The sequence below is a fragment of the Agromyces sp. NPDC055661 genome (genome assembly GCF_053618135.1).
Genome location: NZ_JBSHHC010000002.1, coordinates 1,199,712 through 1,219,614, shown reverse-complemented (window position 1 = coordinate 1,219,614; position 19,903 = coordinate 1,199,712). Strand labels below are relative to the sequence as shown.

At 67.1% G+C, this 19,903-nt stretch carries 18 protein-coding genes and 1 pseudogene; 8 read left to right on the top strand and 11 right to left on the bottom strand.

Annotated features, from left to right (window positions below; genetic code table 11):
- Nucleotides 1-24 precede the first annotated feature (24 nt).
- On the top strand, nucleotides 25-978 hold the full coding sequence (locus ACWGO8_RS19275) for a hypothetical protein (RefSeq protein ID WP_452044546.1): 954 nt from the start codon (nucleotides 25-27) through the stop codon (nucleotides 976-978).
- Between the two features lie 444 nt (nucleotides 979-1,422).
- The gene (locus ACWGO8_RS19270) at nucleotides 1,423-1,665 is read left to right on the top strand and encodes a hypothetical protein (protein ID WP_452044545.1); all 243 of its coding nucleotides are present in this window, start codon (nucleotides 1,423-1,425) and stop codon (nucleotides 1,663-1,665) included.
- Between the two features lie 12 nt (nucleotides 1,666-1,677).
- Here the strand turns inward: ACWGO8_RS19270 and ACWGO8_RS19265 are convergent, their stop codons facing one another.
- Nucleotides 1,678-1,881 (bottom strand): hypothetical protein, encoded by a 204-nt coding sequence (locus ACWGO8_RS19265; RefSeq protein ID WP_452044590.1) that lies wholly within the window; start codon nucleotides 1,879-1,881, stop codon nucleotides 1,678-1,680.
- Nucleotides 1,882-2,285: 404 nt separating this feature from the next.
- On the opposite strand from ACWGO8_RS19265, the pseudogene ACWGO8_RS19260 reads away from it, so the two are divergent.
- Nucleotides 2,286-2,906, top strand: a pseudogene (locus tag ACWGO8_RS19260) (glycosyltransferase); the annotation flags it as partial.
- A 93-nt stretch (nucleotides 2,907-2,999) separates the two neighbouring features.
- On the opposite strand, the gene ACWGO8_RS19255 reads toward ACWGO8_RS19260, so the two are convergent.
- Complete coding sequence (locus ACWGO8_RS19255; protein ID WP_452044593.1) at nucleotides 3,000-3,440, bottom strand: hypothetical protein; 441 nt, start codon at nucleotides 3,438-3,440, stop codon at nucleotides 3,000-3,002.
- A 266-nt stretch (nucleotides 3,441-3,706) separates the two neighbouring features.
- Here ACWGO8_RS19255 and ACWGO8_RS19250 point away from each other — a divergent pair, with 266 nt between their 5' ends.
- On the top strand, nucleotides 3,707-3,961 hold the full coding sequence (locus tag ACWGO8_RS19250; RefSeq protein ID WP_452044544.1) for a DUF3892 domain-containing protein: 255 nt from the start codon (nucleotides 3,707-3,709) through the stop codon (nucleotides 3,959-3,961).
- A 225-nt stretch (nucleotides 3,962-4,186) separates the two neighbouring features.
- Here ACWGO8_RS19250 and ACWGO8_RS19245 read toward each other — a convergent pair whose 3' ends face one another.
- A complete protein-coding gene (locus ACWGO8_RS19245) occupies nucleotides 4,187-4,435 on the bottom strand; it encodes a hypothetical protein (protein WP_452044543.1) in 249 nt (82 codons plus the stop codon).
- On the opposite strand from ACWGO8_RS19245, the gene ACWGO8_RS19240 reads away from it, so the two are divergent.
- Nucleotides 4,331-4,825: an ImmA/IrrE family metallo-endopeptidase gene (locus ACWGO8_RS19240; protein WP_452044589.1), complete on the top strand. Its 495-nt coding sequence runs from the start codon at nucleotides 4,331-4,333 to the stop codon at nucleotides 4,823-4,825. The two genes, ACWGO8_RS19245 and ACWGO8_RS19240, sit on opposite strands and share 105 nt — an antisense overlap.
- A 1,033-nt stretch (nucleotides 4,826-5,858) precedes the next feature.
- On the opposite strand, the gene ACWGO8_RS19235 is transcribed toward ACWGO8_RS19240, so the two are convergent.
- The 3 genes from ACWGO8_RS19235 to ACWGO8_RS19225 all read right to left on the bottom strand — a co-directional run bounded on the left by ACWGO8_RS19235 (nucleotide 5,859) and on the right by ACWGO8_RS19225 (nucleotide 8,358).
- Nucleotides 5,859-6,581, bottom strand: a complete 723-nt coding sequence (locus tag ACWGO8_RS19235) for a hypothetical protein (protein ID WP_452044542.1) — start codon at nucleotides 6,579-6,581, stop codon at nucleotides 5,859-5,861.
- 398 nt (nucleotides 6,582-6,979) lie between these two features.
- Entirely contained in the window at nucleotides 6,980-7,765 is a 786-nt protein-coding gene (locus ACWGO8_RS19230; protein ID WP_452044541.1) for a maleylpyruvate isomerase N-terminal domain-containing protein, read from the bottom strand.
- A gap of 53 nt (nucleotides 7,766-7,818) precedes the next feature.
- On the bottom strand, nucleotides 7,819-8,358 hold the full coding sequence (locus ACWGO8_RS19225) for a YaeQ family protein (RefSeq protein WP_452044540.1): 540 nt from the start codon (nucleotides 8,356-8,358) through the stop codon (nucleotides 7,819-7,821).
- On the opposite strand from ACWGO8_RS19225, the gene ACWGO8_RS19220 reads away from it, so the two are divergent.
- Entirely contained in the window at nucleotides 8,263-11,436 is a 3,174-nt protein-coding gene (locus ACWGO8_RS19220) for a WD40 domain-containing protein (protein ID WP_452044539.1), read from the top strand. The two genes, ACWGO8_RS19225 and ACWGO8_RS19220, sit on opposite strands and share 96 nt — an antisense overlap.
- Before the next feature lie 33 nt (nucleotides 11,437-11,469).
- Here the strand turns inward: ACWGO8_RS19220 and ACWGO8_RS19215 are convergent, their stop codons facing one another.
- The 5 genes from ACWGO8_RS19215 to ACWGO8_RS19195 all read right to left on the bottom strand — a co-directional run bounded on the left by ACWGO8_RS19215 (nucleotide 11,470) and on the right by ACWGO8_RS19195 (nucleotide 17,660).
- Nucleotides 11,470-11,757 carry a hypothetical protein gene (locus ACWGO8_RS19215; RefSeq protein ID WP_452044538.1) on the bottom strand — a complete coding sequence of 96 codons (288 nt, stop codon included), beginning with the start codon at nucleotides 11,755-11,757 and terminating at the stop codon, nucleotides 11,470-11,472.
- Between the two features lie 2 nt (nucleotides 11,758-11,759).
- Nucleotides 11,760-12,758, bottom strand: coding sequence for a caspase family protein (locus tag ACWGO8_RS19210; protein WP_452044537.1), 999 nt, complete (start codon nucleotides 12,756-12,758; stop codon nucleotides 11,760-11,762).
- 175 nt (nucleotides 12,759-12,933) lie between these two features.
- A complete protein-coding gene (locus ACWGO8_RS19205; RefSeq protein ID WP_452044536.1) occupies nucleotides 12,934-15,579 on the bottom strand; it encodes a PEP/pyruvate-binding domain-containing protein in 2,646 nt (881 codons plus the stop codon).
- A gap of 114 nt (nucleotides 15,580-15,693) precedes the next feature.
- Nucleotides 15,694-16,674: an NADP-dependent oxidoreductase gene (locus ACWGO8_RS19200; RefSeq protein WP_452044535.1), complete on the bottom strand. Its 981-nt coding sequence runs from the start codon at nucleotides 16,672-16,674 to the stop codon at nucleotides 15,694-15,696.
- A 59-nt stretch (nucleotides 16,675-16,733) separates the two neighbouring features.
- Complete coding sequence (locus tag ACWGO8_RS19195; protein WP_452044534.1) at nucleotides 16,734-17,660, bottom strand: TIGR03619 family F420-dependent LLM class oxidoreductase; 927 nt, start codon at nucleotides 17,658-17,660, stop codon at nucleotides 16,734-16,736.
- Between the two features lie 33 nt (nucleotides 17,661-17,693).
- Between ACWGO8_RS19195 and ACWGO8_RS19190 the strand changes: the two genes are divergently transcribed.
- Together ACWGO8_RS19190 and ACWGO8_RS19185 are read left to right on the top strand one after the other, a co-directional pair.
- Complete coding sequence (locus tag ACWGO8_RS19190) at nucleotides 17,694-18,620, top strand: helix-turn-helix transcriptional regulator (protein WP_452044533.1); 927 nt, start codon at nucleotides 17,694-17,696, stop codon at nucleotides 18,618-18,620.
- A 70-nt stretch (nucleotides 18,621-18,690) separates the two neighbouring features.
- Nucleotides 18,691-19,899 carry a Fic family protein gene (locus ACWGO8_RS19185; protein WP_452044532.1) on the top strand — a complete coding sequence of 403 codons (1,209 nt, stop codon included), beginning with the start codon at nucleotides 18,691-18,693 and terminating at the stop codon, nucleotides 19,897-19,899.
- Nucleotides 19,900-19,903: the final 4 nt, after the last annotated feature.

Sequence of the window (19,903 nt, the reverse complement as noted above, 5' to 3'; positions counted from 1 at the left end):
CCGCGGGCACCCAAAAGGGGGAGTGTGAACTACCTCAGGAGCCCCTACCGTCAGGTCAAAATCACCCCAGGAATGAGGAGTCGCGTGGAAGATCAAACCGACGAAATCGTACAAGAAATCGGAAAGTTCAGTGAGGTCGCTGCTAACTACTCTGCCCTCGCCGCAGTCCTCGCTGGCTTCGCGTTCGCATGCCTGACCACGATTGCATTGTCACCCGGCCTAAAACCGAACCGCGAGAACTCAGTGATGATGGCGGCGTCGCCTATGACTGCTCTGTTCGTCAGCTTGGTCCTTGTAAGTCTGAACTATGCCGTCGTCGCGGGTGAGTCAGACGGCACGCCTCGATTGGCCACTATTGCGGTGGTAACGGGCATTGGCTTCACGTGTGCAGGGATACTTCTGCCATATGTCTTGCTCGTCCTCCTCGGAGCGGCGGCGGCGGACGAGCAAAGCAGACGCAGTCAGCTTAACGGTGCGGTCGGTATCTTGAAGATCTCCGTAGCCCTCGCGGCTCCACTTCTGATGCTGCTGCAGTGGTCGGCCTTGAGGCAAGCCGAGATTCTGAACGAGCAAATGGAATTTGGCGCGGCTGATTGGTGGTGCATCGGGGCCGCGACACTACTCCTACTCAACTCCATACTGGCCCTAGTAGGGGTATACGCGCGTGTGCCCGGCCTGCGGGCCGCGTGGCGGTTCTTCCAGCGCAAGCAGCACTCGGTACTTCGTTGGCTCTCTATCACGGCTATTGGAATAGCCATTGCGGCCATTGCTGCACGAGTGTTTGTTCTCGTACTGCCGTACAAGGTTGGGTGGAGTATCGGCTGGCTCGTGGCTGTCTCGCTCGTGTACGCCGTGTTCGCTTTCTTCCTAACGTTGTCGGCTATGACATACGAGGTACATCATCATGGGGACGAACCGGATCCGGAGCCGAATGGCGGACACATCCCGACGCTCCAAATTGCCCAACACGAGAGGTGATCAAGCGCGGGAAGGTACCTTGCCGTGACGACCAAACGGGCCGACGAATCTGGAGCGTAATCGGGACTGCTGCGGGATAAGAGTGACTCCCGAACCTAATGTGTGGCGCCTGAGTCGGCGACCATTCTGGCGCGCATTGCACGGTTCTTCCTAGACAAGATGGATGGCGCGTTGATGGCCGTGGGCCGAGTGTGCGTGTCCTCGTACCACTAGAGCTTGCGCAGGTGCATACGACGCAGGGGGCCATCGTCGCGGTGCAAGGCACAATGGCCTGGCCTTCAAGCTGGCAAAGGATATCCACAAAGCCCGAGGCGCGGGCTGCAAGCCATGCAGCAGGGCTCAGACCTCGTTACTGTACTGACCGGACGACAACACCTCGGCATCCGACGCGCCGCTCGTCGCGATGCGACGGCCCCTCCGTCTCGCCTCCAATACGATTCGGGCATGACTTCGCCGCCGCCGGATCTCACTCGATGGACGCCTAGCTCCATCGCAGGGTGCGGAGTTCTCGTCCTTGTCGTCGCTGCGATCGTCATCGGCGTAGTGCAGGCATCGCAGCCGCCGACGGAATGCGAGATCGCCGAAAACGCGCTTATCAAGTCGAACGACGATTCTCTCTCGGTCGCCGAGCAGGAGATGTGGGAGCGGCAGTACGTCTTGCATCGGGACGCGTGCGAGACGGAATAGACCTGCGAGCCCCTAGAACCACTTCCGGCTCAGCCGGCAGCGCCCGGCCCGCGGTGCACCGTCTCCACGAGCACGGTTGCAGCGGGAGTGGGACGGGCGGAAGTTCGACCAGTCGTCGACCAGGTGCGGATGCGACGGCACCGAGTAGAAGTGGTCGAGCTCGAACCCGTCGCCGAGTGCACCGGGGATGCCGTATGCGATCGGCAACCGGCAGATCCGGCACGGCAGCTTTCCCCGAGATCAAGGCGGCGCGGATGCGGTGTACGTGGCGCTCGCGGCGAATGAAGATTTCGCCAGCGAAGAGGCAGATCCGCACCTCCGTGCCGTTCTTGAATAGAGGATTCCGGTTCGAGGTGTAAATCGCCCAAGCGATACGGGCAGCTGTGCTCTTCGAACACACCCAGTCCGCATAAGTGAGGACTTCTCGATGAAGAACGTTACGAGTAGAAAGGCATGGGCCGGTAGGGCCTCTACACGACTTTCATCGCATAACTGCACCGCGATTGGCTCGCGAGAGGTTTCGGATGGCAGGCAGACCTTGTCAGTGACCGAGTCCGTGCCACGCGTTCAATCCACCAAAGCGATAGGAACGTAAACCGCGCACGCTGAGAAAGGGTCCCATGCCGCGTCCATCCATAAGCGTAATCGTTCCAGCGAGGAACGAGGCGCCTACGATCGCCGCGACGGTTCGCTCGATCCGCGAGACGCTTCCTGCGGATGGCGAGATCTTGGTCGTTGACGACGGCTCCCACGACAGGACGGCGCTTGCCGCGCTCCACGCAGACGCCGGCGTACGTCTACTGAGATCGATCGGTCAACTGGGCGTTGCGCGAGCACGAAACTACGGAGCATCTCAGGCGGGCGGCGCAGTGCTTGCGTTCTGTGATGCACACGTAGCGGTGGGCCAGGGCGCCTGGCAGACGCTTGTCGCTGGGCTTCGAGACCCACGCGTCGGGGCGGTGTCGCCACGCGTGATGGGCTTCGGCAAGAGCGGTTGGGGCTACGGCCTCACCATGCGCCGCACAGACATGGACGTTGAATGGCTTCCCGCGGGCGGGCCGATGAGCGCGGCGACGCATCTCTGCGGGTGCTTCACGGCGCTCAGGCGCCAGACATTTTGGGATGTCGGCGGGTTCGACAACGGAATGCTCTGCTGGGGCTGGGAGGACGTCGAGATGAGCATGCGTCTCTGGGTTATGGGTTACGACCTTCGGGTCGCTGCGGGTGCTGACGCCAAGCACCTATTCCGCAAAGTATCTCCATATCGAATCGACCCCGTGTGGGCCCTACACAACCAGCTTCGACTCGCATGCGCTCACTTCAGCGAGCCCCGACTAAGAGCCGTGATGGCGCACCTGCGATCTCACCCCCTTTTTGAACAGGCTTTCGACCTCTGCCTCAGGGGTGGTATCTGGGAGCGGCGGAAGCTTCTGTTCCAGCACCGCCGCCGCAGCGACGAAGCGTACTTCGAGCTCGGGGACCAGCTTTCGAGCGAAATTGGGAATGGAGACGGATAGATGGCACACGAACACGACTCCGAAACGTTCGGGTACGCAGAAGTGAAGCGCAGAGCACTCGAAGCAACCACGACCACGAGACTGTACGGCATCCCAATTGACGACGCCGCGACTCTCGATGATCACACCGCCATGGTCTGGTGCGGCATCGGAGACGACACTCTTGACGAACGCCAAATCACGAACCGGGTATGGCACGTTCCGAATGACGCCATTTTCGGAAGAGCACCAGTCGATGGGTTCGTACACGAGGGCCATCAGATCTACGTATTTGCAGTGCGGCGTGACACGGTCGCGATCGAGGAGGTCTACGCACCGGTTCGCCTGGATGGGATGTTCGGGGCGGCCGAATCGTTGGCTCGCTACCGAGGTCCTCGCGGCAGGTTCGGGGGACTTGGTGACGCATTCTATGACGTTGACGTCACGATAGATCCGAATGGCTCGCGCCCGACACAGTCCCCGCCACTGACTATTAACCCTTGAGATACGTTGTTCGCTGTCCGCTCCTGATTTGGCTGCACCGAGTGAAATCACGTCATTGCCCGAACCCGTCGGATAACGGTGGCATCATCGCGATCGGGACGCCCGGCCAGTACTGGTCGCCGCGTCCGAAGGCGGACGCCCTCAGCGACATCGAGCTGTGTATCCACAGGTACTACGTGCAGTGGCCGGGAAAGCGCACGGTGATCCCGGTGGTCAACGGCGCGACCGGCAAGTACCTCCGCACCGATCGCAACTACACCACCCGCGACAACCTGGACGACCTGCCAGACCTGTGACGCGAGGTCAACGAGGCGAAGGACCGTACCCCTATGTGCAGGTGCTGTCCTGCACATTTCGGGCTCCGATCTTCGCTAGGCACCCTTCGCCTTCGCTTTCGCCGGTTCACGTCTCGCCAAGAACGAGGCGACGGCGCGCAGCTTGTCAAGCTTGCCATCGAGCTCTCCGAGTGGATCGAGGCGACGTACCATGCACCCGAACCGGCCGTGCGAGATCTCATTGACTCAGACGACGAGGTTGCTCCTGAGCAGGCCGCCGAAGCGCTCCGTGGTGCCCGGGGTCTCGGTGTTGCGCCGATCAAGAACCTGATGCGGCGCCTCGAGTCGAAGGGCGCCAAGGTCTACTCCGCCGGCGGGCCGCGTCAGGCGATCGACGCGTTCTCGTTCCGACACGGCGCAATGCCAGTCATCTTGCTGAACACTCAAAAGTCTGCGGAGCGCCTCTGCTTCGACCTGGCGCACGAACTGGGTCACTTGGTCATGCGCGGCGGCTCGCTTCATGTCGAGGCGTGCCCTGGCCGGTCGCGTCGCCGCGTGCATTCACGGAGGCAACGCTACCGCGCGCCCCGAGCCGTGAGAGACGCTGCGCTCAGCGCGCGCCGTGAGTCAGATAGTACTTATTCCGCACTTCCGCCTCGATCGTTGTTGACCGCCAGACGCGCTTGTCCAGCCACGACGAGTGCGAGAACCAGCCCAGGGGAGCGGTCGTGTAGACGTCCGCTTCGGGCGGAAAGTCGAGTCCGGCGGAGCGTTCGGCAGCGAGCAGGTTGCGTGCGCCGCGGGTCCGGCCGGCGACGAGGTCGGAGAGGATCACCCAGTCGAGCTTCGAACGGAGCGACATCATGTAACCAACGTTCCGCTTGATCGCGACCCATTCGTGGGCCGGCCGCTCGATCGGCGGCACGCTCAGGAGCACAAGGAAGTTGATCCGGACGCCGTCCGCGGCGGCCGAGAGGGCGACGTTGCCGCCGTGGCTGTGGGCGTAGACCGTGTCGAGTTCGCCGACCCCGCCCACCGAGCGGAGCCAGAGTGGAAGGTCTCGGGCGCCCTTGGCCCGGTCGTGGCGAGAATACCGGCCGGACCACCTGAAGAACCTCGCCGCGTCCGGAAACAGGTCCGGACTGAACTCCTTCCCAAGGTATCCATAGAACTTATGACTGGGCGCCACGCGGCTCGTGCCGTAGCGGGAGAAGGTCCCGTGCACACCGATGCTGAGAGGGCCGCTACCGATTGGCGCGGGCGGCACCGCGCCAAACGGCGGGACGTCCCCGCCGGGCGGGCCGTTCAGGAGGTCGAAGAGATCCCGGGCCAACGCGCCGGTGGCGCTCGGCGCTTGGTACTGCTCGTCGAATAGTCGAGCGAGAAGGTACGCGTCGACTCCGGATATGGAACCGTCCGGAGGCGCCAGCGACAACAGGCCGAGGATCGCGCTGAGCCGGGCGTAGGGCGACGGGTCTTCGAGCGAGAGCCCGAGCAGGTCGATCGCGGCTCCCGGGTCGGACTCCGCCCGCGCCGCCGACCACATCTCGCCTGCGAGTCCCGCGTCGTACCCGCGCAACCTCGTGCCCGCCACGGCGCGCGCCCGCTGCTCTCCCCGGAGGGCGTCGGATCCGTCAGGCCTGAGTACCGGAGTGCCTAGGGACGCGGCGTCTTCGCGTAGCCCGGTCGGAAGCTCGTCGCCGTCGCGGCGCGAGAGCTGTTCGGCGATTAGCAGGAGCTGGACCGCCCGGGAACGGCCAGACTGCCTCGTTTCTGCGAACGCGCGCTCACCGTCGGAAGGTTCGAAATACTCGCGCCCCGGCGCCATGGCGTCCCCCGCTCTCGCCGGGCCAGATTATCCGACCGCGCGCGGCGAGGTCACGCGCGGATCCGGCGCGTACCATGATTCCGCCCGCCGTCAGTCGCGGACGCTGAGCGGCAACGCCAACTCGTCCGAAAGCCAGTCGAGGTCTGTCATACCGGACGGGTCGATGCGGAGCGTCTCGAGCACCCACGAGGCGAACATCGTGGCCATCGCCGTGAAGTGCGCCGTTTGCCGCTTGTTAGGGTCAATCGCCTCGCTCAGAACCGTGAACTGCTTCTCTTCGTCAAGGTCTAGGAAGGCCGTGACCGTCTCGCTAGTCACGTGTACGAACTGCGACTGTTTTAGGTACTGGGTCGCGAAAAGAGAGCCGTAGTCGATCTGCTCGATCATCTTGGTGATCCGGAGCAGGCGCTTCCCTTCGCTTTCCATCGACTTCAGTGCCTCATCGACCTCTCCCTGAGGCGTGCTCAGAAATGCGGCGACCGCTCGGAACGCGCGCCCGCTGGTGTGGCGGTACCCCTCGACGAGCTGATCGGGGCCGCTGTCTTCGAAATGCGCCCATTGTGCCGTGAACGCGTGTTCCAGCGCCTGGCGGGCCACGGCGACGGCCTCGCGTGATCGCCCGGCCCGGTACAGAACGACGTACGCGCCCGCGTAGCGGATGGCCTGAGCACAGATACCGTAGACGGCCTGGAACTCGAGCTGATGTTCCTCCGCGATTTCGAACGACTCGGTGTCGTGGAGCCAGCGCTCGCGCCGCTCGATGAAGTCCAGCCACGCCTCCACGGGCACGGTCGCAGCCGTCGCAGTCGTCATTTGCCCATTCTCCCGCCCACCTGCCTGACGTCGAACGCGTCGGCGCACGTTGTGAAATCGTCGACGCACTGTCGGCATTCGGCACGGCGCATTCATGATCGGCCGTCCGCTCCTCGTCGGGCCGCGGCGCCGAGGATACGTCTGAATCGCGGTCGCTCACCGATTTCTCCTCGATATCAACCGTGAACGTCCAGCATCGTCCGCGTACACTCGGAACTGTCGAACCGCCCGGTTCCCAGTCACCACAAGGGAATCCGCGAGTTCCCGAGACATCCGGAGGCATCCCGAAACGGGCTGGAACCTTCAAGGGGTCGCAGGTTCAAATCCTGTCAGCCCGACACGGGAAAGGCCCGGTGAGATGCAGAATCTTGCCGGGCCTTCGTCGTCCCGCCAGATTGTCACACCGACGGGTCCCAGGCCGCGAGCTGATCGAAGATACGACGACCGCCTTCGAACGCCAGCGACTCCAGTGGTATGCGGCCGTAGAAGAACAGGACCAGGTCGCTGGCCGTACCCCGGGCGGAGGCGTCGGCCGTGTCGGGGTCCTCGCCGGCAGCGCGCGTGAGGCGGGCGACCTGTGCGCCGTCGTGGGACAGCCGGAGGCGCCAGGATGGGCCCTCAGTCGCGTAATAGTCGACGACGGCGGGGTGCTGCGGCCAGGCGACCGTCGTCGCGCAGAGGGTGAACTGGCAGTCGTCGAACCCGTCGAGGGCGATTCGTTCCGGTATCGGCTGCGGGGCGCCCCCGGTGAGCTGGACGTCATAGGTGTGCACCGCGATCTCGTGGAGCTGGCGCCGCGCCCAGGCTCCGGAGGTCTGCGGTGACGGCGAGTCACCCCACCAGGTCCAGCAGGCGCGATCCGGGCCCGCCTCGCGCAGCACGCTCGCCAGATGCTCGACGGACTCCACCCACCAGGCCAGGAGCGCCTCGCGCTCCCGAGGCGCACCCGTGCCGCCGCCCCATTCGGACTCGTCCGGCGGAGCGTCCGCGGGTCCGGCGGCGACGATGGCGGCTGCCTTGCGGCGACCCATCCCCACGTGTTGCACGTGATCGAACAGCGTCCGCTCGGGATGGGTCGCCATCCGCACATCCAGGCTGGGTGCCGCGGCGACCGCAGCGCGGAAGGCGGCCGATCGTTCGTCGATCAGCCGCAACTGATCAGGGAACGTGAGCATCTCGAGCATCCCGCCTTCCTCCCACTGTGCTCAGATGACCGGTCGCCCATTTCGCAGCGCCGCTATGCGACGGGGTACTCGTGGACGACCGACTCCAGCATCGTGCCGTTGATCTCGAGGTACATGCGGTGCTCGGTGATCGAGAGCGCGATCGAGTTGCGCCGTTCGAGCAACGCGGTGGCGGCGTCGAGGAAACCGGGGTCGAAGCTGAACAGGGTGAGCTCGTCCGCTCGGTGGATCCGCTTGCCCGCCCAGGCGGCGGCGACCTTCGCCGGATCGCGGTGCGTGTAGACGACGGTCCGCTCGGCCTGCATGCTCCCGTAGTGCAGCCGGGTCGCGTCCGGTGCGCCGACCTCGATCCACGCGATGAGCTTCCCGCTGAGGTCGCGTACGTACACGGCCGGCTCGTCCGTCGCCGAGATGCCGTCGCTGAACGCGATCCCCTCCTGGAATTGGAGGCAGTACGCGAGCACGCGCGTCAACATGAACGCGTCCGTCTCGGAGGGATGGCGCGCGACGCGGAGCGTGAGGTCCTCGTAGACGCCGCGGTCCATGTCGGCCAGCTGTACCGCGAAGGTGTGGATGGTTGCGCCAGTCGCCATGGTGAGCGAGCCTACGCGGTGTTGCGACGCGGCCCGTACCGTCCTGGGCGTGAAGCCGGTACGAATGCACGTCGGTTCCATGCTGTCGGCATCCGAAGCATGAGCTCGGACGATCGGCGGGCAGTCGCGGGGTTCCGGGCTGTCCCGGAGGCTGGTGGGCACTCTCCCGGAGGAGTATTCGTAGTAGTGGCTCGACACTCGCGTGAAGATGAGCCTGTCGTCGGGTCACTGCTCACATGTCGGACAATGCGGCCCGAAATGTACAGACCACGCGCTACTACCGCGCAATCAGCACAGGCGGCGCGGACGGCTCCGCCGGGACCGGACGCGCCGACCTTCGACGCGTTCTTGTCATACAGCCACCACGACAGAGCCGCCGCCCGAGGCGTGCAACGGGGCTTGCACACGATCGGTCGTCGATTCGGGCAACTGCGAGCATTGCGCGTGTTCCGGGATTCGACTGACCTGACGGCCAGTCCGGACCTCTGGGCGAAGGTGGCTGAGGCGATGGATGCGTCGCGCCACCTCGTCGTGATGCTCTCGCCGAAGGCGGCGTCGTCGAGATGGGTGGACAAGGAACTCTCGTATTGGCTCGATCGCAACGGGCCGGAGCGCCTGTTCCTGGTGATCGCCGATGGGACCTTGGAGTGGGACGAGTCGGAAGGGTGCTTCGATGCTGCCCGCTCCACCGCGGCACCCCATCTCCTCACTCAGCCCGGGATCCTCCCAGCGCAGCCCTTCTACGTCGACGTCAGCGAGGACGCTCCCTGGAACCCGCGAGATGCTGGGTTCCGGGAACGAGTCACCGACCTCGCAGCGCCGTTGCAGGGCAAGGAGAAGTCCGAGCTGGCAGGGGAGGACCTCCGTCAGCAGCGCCGAGAGCGCAGGCTGCGCAGAACCGCGATTGCCGGACTCGCCATTCTGACGGTGATCGCCGTCATTGCCGGAGTCTCCGCGCTCCTGCAAGCAGCAGAGGCGCAGGCCCAACGCGATGAGGCCCGGCGGCAGCGAGACCAGGCGATCGCACAGGCAATGGTTTCCGAATCCCAATCGGTAGTGGACGACAACCCGCTCCTTGCACTTGCGTTCGCCGCCGAAGCCAACGGGTCCACCGTGGCACCGTCGCAGGCGGCGAAAGCGATGTGGCACGCTCGCGTGGCGGCGGCATCGGCGACGGCCGATCAGGTGGGTCCGCCACTCGTCGGTCATGACGGCGCGGTGTCGACGGTGGCATTCAGTCCTGACGGGCGATCCCTTGCGTCCGCGGGAGTGGATGGGACTGTGCGGTTGTGGGAGGTCAGCACCGGCGATCCAGTCGGGCAACCGCTCATGGGGCACGAGGGCGAGGTGGAGTCGGTGGCGTTCAGTCCGGACGGGGATCTACTCGCGTCCGCCGGCGATGACGGGACCATCAGGTTGTGGGAGGTCGGCACCGGCCACGCGGTGGGCGAACCGATCAACGCCGCCGGTGGGGCTGTGTTGTCGGTGGCCTTCAGCCCCGATTCGAAGCGCCTCGCATCTGCGGACCTCGGCGCCGTCCGACTGTGGGACACAGACACAGGCGGCCTGATCGGAGCGCCGCTCACGGTCCCGGGGCCCTTGGGCGGGTCTTGGTCGGTGGCCTTCAGCCCGGACGGGTCGGTGCTCGCTTCCACTGACAACGCGCTCGGTGCGAAAGTGCGCCTTTGGGATCCGGCCACTGGAAATCTCGTCGGTGACCCCATCGACGACCTTTTCGGAGGGTCGTCGGTGGCGTTCAGCCCCGACGGAACCATGCTCGCTTCTGCCGGCGTCGGCCTCTACGGGGCCGCGACCCTCAGGAATGCAGACAGCGGCGACGTGATCGGGCAACCGCTCGGCGGCCAGGAAGGTGCGGTATCAGTGTCCTTCAGTCCGGATTCGAAGATGCTCGCCTCCGCTGGAGGCGACGGGACGGTGCAGTTGTGGGACACCGGGAGTGGAGACCCGGTCGGTGAACCGCTCACTCCCGACGGGGGAGTGTCGTCGGTGGCGTTCAGTCCCGTGGAGAACTTGCTCGCCTCCGCCGGAGATGACGGGACCGTTCGATTCTGGGATGTCAGAACTGGTGATCCGATGGACGAGCCGCTCATGGGCCACGACGACAGGGTGAGGGCCGTGGCATTCAGCCCGGACGGAAAGGTGCTCGCCTCTGCTGGAGGTGGCGGAAGACTGCGGTTGTGGGACGCTGCCACCGGAGACCTCATCGAGGAACTGACCACCGGCACGTTCAATGAAGTGATATCGCTGGCGTTCAGACCCGACGGAAGGGTGCTCGCATCGGCCGGCGGTGACGGGGCCGTGCGGTTGTGGAATGTCGCCACCGGCGATCCGATCGGGGACCCGCTCCTGGGCCACGACGGCTTCGTGCTTTCGGTGGCATTCAGTCCGGACGGAACCGTCCTCGCTTCCGCCGGATCAGATGCCCTGCGCCTCTGGGACGCCGATACAGGGGACCCGATCGGGGAGCCGATAACCGTCGATACCTACGGTGGAGGATCGACGGTGGTCTTCAGCCCGAACGGCAGGCTCGTGGCCATTGCCGGCATCGAGGGTGCTCGCCTCTGGAACGTGGATACGGGTGATCCGGTGCGCGAACCCTTCCCTGGCGGGGGGTGGGCAGTGGCGTTCAGCCCGGATGGAAGGGTGCTCGCAACCACCAACGATGACGGTTCCGTGGAACTGTGGGACTCGAACACGGGCGAGCAGATCGCGCAATCGCTGACTGGCCACGATGTGGTGTCGGGCATGGCATTCAGCCCTGACGGGACCTGGCTGGCTACCACTGGCTACGACGGGACGATGCGCTTGTGGGACGTCGAAAGCGGAGAACTGGTTGGCGAGCCGCTCGCTCGCCACGACGGTGTGGTGTGGTCGGTGGCCATCAGCCCGGACGGGGCACTCATCGCCACGGCCGGCGATGACGGAACTGTGCGGCTGTGGCCCACCCACTGGCTGTTATCCGACGCCTGCGAACTCACTGAACCGTACGTATCTGAAGCCCAGTTCGAGCCGCTCCTCCCTGAGGATTGGACCCTCGAGTGTGACTACCGAAAATGAAGCTTCCAACTCAGTCCGACTTTGCGCTCGGACTCAGCCCAACGCCTCCAGCGCCCGCTCGATGATCGGCAGGTACCGTTCGACCTGCTCGCGGTCGCTGTCCTTCTCGGCTTCCGTCAGCGCCGCGAATGGCGAGTCCATCTGGCGGCTCCATTTCCGAACGAGCTCGGCGGGGACGACGAGTGACCCATCCGCAGTCTGCTGGCACTGCGTGAACACGTACCGCTGCCAATCGGACCACCGTTCATGCTCGGCCGCAGCGAGTTGCTCGAGGAGTGCCGGATCGCGAAGCGTCGCCCGTGCTGCGTCGTCCGAAGGCACGATCATATGAGGTCCTCGTGTACGAGCTTCCAGTAATGCTTTCCCAGGACCGTCAGCTCGCACGCCTTGCTCTCCATGGCGGCATGCCACATGTGAGGTGCGCCGACCGGCCGCACGAGGTTCACGCTCACGTAGTTCTGCAGGACACGGAACGTAGCCGTGTGATCGGGATCGGGTTCCGGGATCGTCGGGTCCGTCGAATGCCCGGGCGATCGCTCCGGCTCGTATGAAGGATCAAGTGGATACTGGTGGTTCGCCGTCGGGAAGTACGTTGTCAGGGCCCGCAGATCACGCAGGGCTATCGGTGGCTCGGTGCGACGAAGTGAGACGAACCTCTTCACGTTGGTCTTGAAGACGGGCCGTTGGGCCCACGGACCGAGCGACTGGTCGATATGGGCGTAGACGCTGCCGGGTGTGATGTCGCCGACGAGGTTCGCGGCGGCTCCGTCGAGCGCGTCGACGAGCAGTCGGGTGAACACGCCGCCTCCGCCACCCGGCATCTCCACGGCGTTCTGCTTCGCCGTCGACGCCGTGAGGATCGTGAGTCCATCCGAGATCTCTGCCAAGTCCTGTGCGACGGGATTGTTGCCGACCACGCCTCCGTGACAACTGTCGAGGATCACGATCTTGTGCTTTGCAGGCGACGTGTTGGCCCACGCCATCAATTCCTGCAGGGACAGTCCGTCGTCGCCCGTCTCGGCGTCACTGGCGCAGAGGAACCCACCGGTAGCGTCGATGTAGCCATGGCCGGCGAAGTAGACGAGCGCGATCTCCGCGTCGTCTTCGAAGACCTCGCGAACGCCTTCCCTGAGCTGGCGTTTGGTCATCAGCTTGGCGGGCGAGTCGGCGAGCATGAGCTTCGGTGCCGGGAAGTTCAGCGACCCGTCGGCATTCCGCTCCAACACGGTATGGACCGACCGGGCGTCGTTCACACACCCGCTGAGCCCAGCGATGTGCTCGTAGTAGTCGACGCCGATGATGAGCGCCTTGCGCGTGGTCATCGCGCGCCCCCCGGACCGCAGATACGCATGTCGACCCCCGACCCTGCGATTACGGTTGCGAGTGTAGTCGCGCGGCGGGTTTGCGCCCAGAGTGGCCGCATTGCTCGCATCACACCAGAGCCGGCCGCTCCTTGATGGCAGCGCACTCGCCGTTGACTTGCCTCCATGGCAGAGGTCATGTCGCGGATCTGCCCGTTGGCTCGGTGACGCGTTTCGAGAGGCTCACCACGCCCGCGGCCCCGTCGACGGTCACCTCGGCACCCGTTGCGATCGCCTCCGTCGCGCGCGGCACGCCGACGACCGCGGGGATGCCGTACTCCCGGGCGACGACCGCACCGTGGCTGTTCGCGCCGCCCATCTCCATGACGAGCCCGCCGGCCGTGAGGAAGAGCGGCGTCCACCCCGGGTCGGTGGACGGGGCCACCAGGATCTCGCCCGGCTCCAACTTGGCGCCGACGGGGTCGAGGATGACGCGGGCCGGCGCGGTGACGGTCCCGGCCGACGCGGGGGTTCCGCGCAGCGCCCCCGCGGCGACCGCCGACGCGGAGCCGACGGCCTCGGGCTCGGTCCCGTCCGACAGCAGGACCCGTGGCACGTGCCGGCGCCGCAGCTCGGCGTCGTAGCGATCCCGTCGCTCGGCGACCGTCGCCCGCAGGTCGTCGCCCGCGGCGGCGCGCTTCGTCTCGTCGAAGTCGAGGAAGAAGACGTCCTCGGGCTCGGCGATGCCGCCCGACTCGGCCAGCTCGCGCCCGATCTGGGCCATGGTCGCTCGCGCCCCGCTCATCGCCGTGATCACGAGGAACTTGGGCATCTCGCGCATCCCGACGAGCGCACGAGCGCGCCGCAGGCAGAACCGGACCGCCGCGGCACGAAGGGGGCCCCGCCGGCGGGCACGCCCGACCAGCGTACGCATCATCGCCTTGGCGTCGCGCGCGCCGTCAGCGAAGTGCTGTTGGGGCGTGGCCGCGTCGGGGTCGAGGCGGAGGTACCCCGAGAGCACGCCGAACAGGTGCGTGGGGTCTTCGGACCACCGCGGCATCCCGAGGTCGATCTCGGCGACGGCGCGATGACCGTAGCGGTCCAGGAAGGCGGTCATGGCGCGCTGCAGAACGGTGGGCAGGCTGCCGGCGCAGTACGCGTCGGCCAGCTCGCGTCCGGTGTGCGTGCGCAACGCGGCCGCGGAGTCGGCGTCGTCCCGCGCGCGCAGAGCGACGTTCCACAGGTCGAGATCCATTTCGGTGGTCACGTTGTCGGGCGCGCTGCGGAGGACCGTCTGCAGGTCGCCCGGTTGCGCCGATCCTCGCAGCAGGCGCCCCGCGAGCCCGAGCATGCCGAAGCCGACGACCGCTCCGGGCAGGCTGCGCGGAGCGAGCGGCATCGCGCGGAAGAGCAGGTCGACGACGCCGTCGACGCGGGTCGGGATGTCGCCCGCCGGGACGGAGCCGGCACGGACCTCGTCCGCGAGCCGCCGCACGCGGCGCTGCGCGGCCGCCGGGCTGACCAGCGCCTGCGCGACGAGCAGCGGCAGCCGGACCCGGGCGGCAAGACGCAGTGCGGGTCCCGCGAAGCGGCGACGTGACCTCGGCAGCACGGAGAACCGCGGGTCGTCGAACAACCCTCGGAGCACGACGGCCGAGCGTGCCTCCATGACGTCCAGCGCGCGGGGGAAGATCTCCCGGCCCACCGACGAACGTAGGATCGGCGTGGCATCGACGAAGATGCGACCCCCGGAGACGGCGAACCCGCTGGGCCCGTCGACGATCCGCTCGGGTGGACGGCCGACGAGGTTCAGGAATCCCGAGCCGATCACCCGGAGCGCGGCGATGCCCATCGGCGTGACCGGCCGGTGGAGGCCCTGCGCGAGCGTGATGCAGAAGAAAGCACGGATTTCGTCGGCGGGCGGTGGCACTGCGCGCACCGGGACCGGATACAGCGTCGTGATCGGCCGGGACTGCGTCAGCCACGGGTGTCCGTCGGCGTCCACGGCCCACTCGATGTCCTGCGGGCTGCCGAACGCGATTTCCACGCGGTCGCCGAGCGACGCCAGCGCTCGCACCTGCGTGTCCGTCAGGCTGGCCGCGCCGTCGTCGGCCGGGATGCCGCGCCGCCGGTCGAGGATCCGCCCGGTTCCCGTGTCGACGACGAAGTGGTCGGGGTCCACGGCACCCGACACCACCGCGTCACCGAGGCCGCGCGCGGCATCCAGGACGGCTTGCCGTCGTCGACCGGTCACAGGATCGGCCGTGAACAGCACGCCCGCCGACTCGGCGTCCACCATCCGCTGCACGACGACGGCCAGCGCGACCGCGGCGTCGTCGATGCCCTGAGCCGCGCGATAGGCGACCGCACGGTCGGTCCACAGCGACGCCCAGCAGCGCTGCACGGCGTCGAGCACGTCGTCGATGCCGGTCACGTTGAGGTAGGTGTCCTGCTGGCCGGCGAAGCTCGCGCCGGGCAGGTCCTCCGCGGTGGCGGAGGATCGCACCGCGACCGGTCCGTCGGTTCCGGACTCCAGTCGCGCGTACGCGTCCCGCACTGCGGCGGCCACCGACTCGGGGAAGGGCGCACCGAGCACGGCCGCACGCGCAGCTGCGGCATCCGTGCCCGTGCCGGCCTCGACGGTCGTTCCCCGTACGGCCAGCCGGTAGGCCTCAGTGGTGATGCAGAAGCCGGGCGGCACGTCGAAGCCCGCGCGGATGAGCTCGCCGAGATTCGCGGCCTTGCCCCCGACGGCCGCGAGGTCGTCGGCCGACAGCTGCGCGAGATCGAGGACGAGGGCGACGTCTTCGTCGACGGAGGGTGCTCGGCTCGCTTCGCCCATCTGCCTCGTCCTTCGGACCAAGGAATTCCGCACGTGCGGATTATCAGCAGGATCGCACTGCGGGGCCACGGCCGCAAGGGCACGGAAGGAGCACCGGCCGCGTGTCCGCTCGACTCACTCCGACGGCGCCGACACCTGGAGGACGGTCTTCCCGAGACGGCCCGCCCGACCCCGATCGGCGTAGGCGGCCCGTCCCTCGGAGAGCGGATAGGTCTGCGCCACGGCCACCTCGATGCCTCCGTCGGAGAGCAGCGCAGCGAGTCGATCGAGGTGCTCGGCGTCGGGGCTGACGACGAAGAACTGCGCATCGACGTCGAACGCCTCGGCAAGCGCGGCATCCGGTGCCTCTTGCAGCGTGATGACCCGCCCGCGAGGACGAACCGCCCGATACAGCCACTCGGGGGTGCCCGCGCCGACCGAGTCGATCGAGGCGTCGAAGCTCGCCGGCGCGACCTCGTCGGGTTCGTCGGCGACGAGCACCTCGTGCGCGCCGAGGCGCTCGACGACCTCCACCGCGTCCTGCGACCGCACGGTCGCGGTGACCGCGATCCCCGCGCGGTGAGCGAACTGGATCAGGAACGAGCCCACCGCGCCGGTGCCGCCGCGGATGAGCAGCCGCTGCCCGGACTCGAGTCGCAGGTGTTCCTCGACCGCCTCCATCGCCGTGAGTGCGGGCAGCACTGCGGCGGCCGCCACGACGTCGGAGACGTTCGCCGGCTTACGGGCGAGGCTGGCGGCGGGGAGCCGAACGACCTCCGCTGCGGCGCCGTCCTGGTCGAAGGGCACGAGGCCGAAGACCTCGTCACCGATCGAGAAGTCGTGCACGTCGGGCCCGACGGCGGAGACGACGCCCGCGAACTCGTGCGACGGGATGATCGGGGTCCGGTCGACACCGTCGGACTCCCAGGTCTCGGGCCACGTCAGCTCGTCGAACGTGACGGCGGCTGCCGTGACCCGAACGCAGACATCGGAGCCGGTGGGCGGCGGCGGCAGCGGCGCGTCCTCGTAGACGAGCTGCTCGGGTCCGCCCCGGGCGTGGGCTCGAAGGGCCTTCATCAGTCGGGGCGGCATGTCGGGGGAGTCTGCGGTGTTCATCGGTCTTCCTTCGTAGCGCATTCGGGCGGATGCCGCACCATCCATCCTTCTCGTCGCACTCATGCAGCCGAGACGAGTTCACGGATCTCGAGTGCAGCGTCCAGCATCTGGGACGTGTTCCGCCACCAGTCCTGCAGGTGCAGGTCGAGGATCAGCTCATCCGCGCCCGCATCCGCCACGGCGGCGATGTCATCGAGGATCTGCGGGATGGTGCCCGTGAAGCCGCTCCGGTCTTCGCCGGCGGTGGTCTCGGAGAACGTGACGTTCCCGACCACGATCATCTGCATCGTCGACGGGTCGCGCCCCGCCGCTGCCGCGGACTCGCGAATCATGTCCCAATCCGTCCGGAGTCTCCGACCACCGGCTGCACCGGCGATCGGGAAGAGCGGAAGCCAGCCGTCGGCACGTCGCGCGATCCGCTCGAGCACGTGTGCATTGGGACCTCCCGACGCGCTGGCATCGACATCGCCACCGAGCATGACGGGGATCCGCGCCGCCGGCTTCGGGAGGACGTAGGCACGATCGATCCGCGTGCGAGTCCCGCGATAGCTCACGGGGTCCGGACCCCAGGCCGCGTCGAACACGTCGAGGGTCTCATCGAGCAGCCGACCGCGATCCGACTTGGTCACGCCGACCGCCTCGAACTCCTCGGCCGCCCAGCCCGTCCCCAGGCCCGCGATCACTCGCCCACCGCTGAGCTGATCGAGCGTGGCGAAGCGCTTCGCGAGCTGGAGCGGCTGGTGCAGGCCCGCCACGATGACGCTCGTGCCGAGGCGGACCCGCTCCGTCACCGCCGCGGCGGCCGCCAGCAGGGTCAATGGGTCGGCCGCCTGCCGATACGCCGCAGGCCACGGCTCGCCAGGCGTGAGCGAACTGCGCGGCGCCTCAGGGAACAGCAGTCGCTCCCATGCCCAGATGCTCTCGAAACCCGCCCGCTCAGCGGTCCTGGCGACCTCCGTCACGTCGTGCCGAAGGTCGGTTCCCACTCGCTGGGGGAGTCGAAGTCCAAGTCTCATGAGATGAGCCTGCGCCGCAACGTACACCGGTACCAGGAGTCCATTCATCCTGGTACCAGCACCAACTGGATCGCGTTCCGCAGGCGTGGTTCCATGGAGGTCATGGCTGTGCTTCGCGACGTCAGCGCTCGGCGCGGCGAGCTCGGTGCCTTCCTGAGGAGCCGGCGCGCCCGAATCACGCCCGAGCAGGTCGGCCTGCCCGCGGGCGGCCGACGCCGGACGCCTGGACTGCGGCGCGAGGAGGTCGCCCAGCTGGCGGGCATCGGAGTGACCTGGTACACCTGGCTCGAGCAGGGTCGCGACATCACCGCATCCGAGCAGGTGCTGGTGGCGGTCTCGCGCACGCTTCGGCTGGATCCCCACGAGCATGCGCACCTCTTCACGCTGGCGGGCATGACGGACCCGCTGAGTGGGCTGGACTGCACCGCGGTGACCCCGTCGATGACCGCGCTCATGGGCAAGCTCGACCCGTATCCAGTGATGGTGCGCAACGCGCGTTGCGACATCCTCGCATTCAACCCGGGCTTCTCCTGGTTGATGGGCGAGCTGGACGCACTCCCGTTCGACGAGCGCAATCTCCTCGTTCAATCCCTGCTGAACCCCGTTTGGCGGGCGCGCACCATCGATTGGGAGGAGCAGGTTCGTCGTCTCGTGGCCGACTTCCGGGCCGCATGGGCGGAGCACGTCAGCGAGCCCGCCTGGAGATCCTTGGTGAAGCGGCTGACGGCCGAGTCGCCCATGTTCGCGCAGCTTTGGGACCGATGCGACGTGAGCCGCGAGCCTCTGACGACCCGAAGCTTCGACCACCCGACGGCCGGGCTCCTGAGCTTCGACGTGTCCCAGCTGCACGCCGGCCTGCATTCGGAGATCACGATGTTCACCTTCGTACCGGCCGACGACGCGACCGCAGCGAAGTTGCCGCATCGTTGATCACGTCTGCCGCATAGTTGCGTTTATGCGATAACATTAACCACGTTCGCTTCGTGATGAAGGACACGTGATGGCACCGTCGACCTCACCGCAGCCCGCCGCCGGTACGGCCGTGGGCTTCGAGTCGCGTCCGTGGCGCCCGACGATCGCGCAGGACGTGGTCAGTCGACGCGTCTGGGAGCGGATCACGCGGCCCTACGACGCATCCGTGCCGGCCGTCATCGCGGGCCTCGAGTTCGACCTGCCCGACGAGCTCGTCGAGGACGTGACGAACGCGCAGCAGCAGCTCGTGCGGTTCGACACCGAAGTGGGGTCGATCACGGCACCGTTCGCGTCGATCCTGCTGCGGAGCGAGTCGGCGTCGAGCTCGCAGATCGAGAACCTCACCAGTGGGGCGCGGGCGATCGCCGAGGCGGAGCTCGGCGAGCGCGCCGACGGCAACGCGCCGCTCATCGTGAACAACGTCCGCGCGCTGCAGGCTGCGCTCGACGCGGCCGACGACCTCAACGCCGAGACGATCATCCGGATGCATCGTGAGCTGCTGTTCCGGACGGATCCCGACATCACCGGCACGTACCGCACCCAGCAGGTGTGGATCGGCGGCGGCAGCTACAGTCCGCACGACGCGGACTTCATCCCGCCGCACCACGATCGCGTCGCTGCGGCTATGGAGGACTTCGAGGCGTACTCGGGCCGGGTGGCGACGCTGCCGCTCGCGAGCATCGCGATCGCGCACGCCCAGTTCGAGACGATCCACCCGTTCCCCGACGGCAACGGCCGCACCGGGCGAGCGCTGGTGCAGGCCGCGCTCCGACGCACCGGCCTGACGCGCAGCGTGACGGTCCCGATCTCGGCGGGCATCCTGCAGCAGCGGAACCGGTACTTCGACGCGCTGGACGCCTACCGCGCCGGCGAGGTCGAGCCGATCGTCCGGGTGTTCGCCGACGGCGCCGTGCTGGCGATCGTCAACGGGCGACAGCTGGTCGACGACATCGAGGCGACCCAGGAGCACTGGGCCGAGCGGATGTCGGGCCTGCGCTCGGACTCGGCGGCCCGCGAGATCGCCCGGCTCGCCATCGGGCACCCCGTGCTCACCTCGACCTTCGTGCGCGCCGAGGTCGATCGCTCGGGACCGGCGGTGTTCCGCGGCCTCGACCAGCTGGTCGAGCGGGGCGTGCTCACCGAGACGACGTCTCAGAGCCGCAACCGCCTCTGGGTGGCGCAGGACGTGATCCGCAACCTCGACGGCTTCGCGAAGCGGAGCATGCGGACCCGCTGACTCC

Bases quoted from the DNA above. Each gene is read 5' to 3' on its own strand.
- ACWGO8_RS19270 (WP_452044545.1), top strand. From the start codon at position 1,423: ATGACTTCGCCGCCGCCGGATCTCACTCGATGGACGCCTAGCTCCATC.
- ACWGO8_RS19255 (WP_452044593.1), bottom strand. From the start codon at position 3,440: ATGGCCCTCGTGTACGAACCCATCGACTGGTGCTCTTCCGAAAATGGC.
- ACWGO8_RS19235 (WP_452044542.1), bottom strand. From the start codon at position 6,581: ATGACGACTGCGACGGCTGCGACCGTGCCCGTGGAGGCGTGGCTGGAC.
- ACWGO8_RS19230 (WP_452044541.1), bottom strand. From the start codon at position 7,765: ATGCTCGAGATGCTCACGTTCCCTGATCAGTTGCGGCTGATCGACGAA.
- ACWGO8_RS19220 (WP_452044539.1), top strand. From the start codon at position 8,263: ATGGCGCGCGACGCGGAGCGTGAGGTCCTCGTAGACGCCGCGGTCCAT.
- ACWGO8_RS19225 (WP_452044540.1), bottom strand. From the start codon at position 8,358: ATGGCGACTGGCGCAACCATCCACACCTTCGCGGTACAGCTGGCCGAC.
- ACWGO8_RS19210 (WP_452044537.1), bottom strand. From the start codon at position 12,758: ATGACCACGCGCAAGGCGCTCATCATCGGCGTCGACTACTACGAGCAC.
- ACWGO8_RS19205 (WP_452044536.1), bottom strand. From the start codon at position 15,579: ATGGGCGAAGCGAGCCGAGCACCCTCCGTCGACGAAGACGTCGCCCTC.
- ACWGO8_RS19200 (WP_452044535.1), bottom strand. From the start codon at position 16,674: ATGAACACCGCAGACTCCCCCGACATGCCGCCCCGACTGATGAAGGCC.
- ACWGO8_RS19190 (WP_452044533.1), top strand. From the start codon at position 17,694: ATGAGCCTGCGCCGCAACGTACACCGGTACCAGGAGTCCATTCATCCT.
- ACWGO8_RS19185 (WP_452044532.1), top strand. From the start codon at position 18,691: ATGGCACCGTCGACCTCACCGCAGCCCGCCGCCGGTACGGCCGTGGGC.